Raw genomic sequence first — 1,319 nt, forward strand, 5'->3', positions numbered from 1 at the left:
CACCATTGGCTTTAGATTTAATCGCTAAACCATCAGCAGTCTTTTCTAAACCTTTATCAGATGCTACTTTCGCTGCCACCTTACCATCTGTGCCAACTTCTATTGTCGTACCATCAGTATCTACAGAGACACCATCAGCACCTACGGTAATACCACCGCCAGTTTTCGCATGAACAGATACACCCTTATCATTAACTGTAACCCCGTCTCCAGCTTTTACTGACAACCCTGCAGCACCGCTCTCTAAACCCTTACCCGACTCAACTTTCGCCGAAACCGTATAGGTGTTAGTCGCTTCATTATGAGAAACGTCAGCACCATTACCTGCGGCAACTTTCACTTTCGCTGCATTAATCGCCGCCGCTACTTCACCTGCTTTCGCTAACTTGTCTTTATCTGCATCTTCAACACTTGCTTCATTCCCTGCCGTAATCGTACCCGTTACCGCTTTCACATTACCTGTCGCTGCATCTACCGCAATGGTCGTACCATCCGTATTCACAGAGACACCATCTGTACCGACAGTAAGACCACCTTTGTCTTTCGCATTAACAGATACGCCATCAGCACCTACAGTAATACCACCGCCAGTTTTCGCATTAACAGAAACCTTATTATCCGCAGAAACTGAAATTCCATTTCCTGCAGTAACAGGGGTGCTACCACCCGCAGCTGCACCGCCTTGTGGTTGCCCAGCTTTAATAGTAACTACGTGTTTACCATCAGCACTAGTTGTGGTAGTTACGGTAACACCGCCCTCGCCTTTAAATTCTACTTCTTCGCCGCTTTTTACGGTTGAGGTAGTAGTGCCAGCTTTAAGTCTCCAACCTAATTCATTTAAAGCACTTTCTAAACCACCGGCATTAACTAATTTTTTCTTGTCCGCTTCGCTAGGGGCGGTTACTTTGCCGTCAGTAACTTCAAGATTAATGGTATCGGGAACGAGTTTGTTATCATTTCCAATTGTTAATCCATCGCCGTGCTTTACTTTGAATTTAGCTAAACGACCATTTTGCTCAATTTCGATCCCACCACCCTCTTGAAGATAAAGATAACTGGTTTCTTTTTCAGGAGGAAGTACAGAACCGTCCTTTGCAGGCTCAACAGAGATAGTGACACTACCATTCATATCGTCTGTGTCCTGGTAATTAGGTTGTGGGGCTTTCTTTTTTCCTTCTTCATTAACAACAGCAAGACCAAATCCCAACCCACTCAAATGAGATGCATCTACATCCTCTCCTGGTGGAACAATTAGATTTTCTGGATTTCGTGGTTTGTTATACCCCACAGGTTTACTAGGATCAATTTTACCCCCCCCC

At 44.8% G+C, this 1,319-nt stretch carries 1 pseudogene; it reads right to left on the reverse strand.

What is annotated here, in order from left to right:
* Positions 1-1,319: pseudogene (locus RDY34_RS10520) on the reverse strand (hypothetical protein); the annotation flags it as partial.

Origin of the sequence: Neisseria polysaccharea (assembly GCF_963392925.1) — a bacterium.
Taxonomy (GTDB): Bacteria; Pseudomonadota; Gammaproteobacteria; order Burkholderiales; family Neisseriaceae; genus Neisseria; species Neisseria polysaccharea.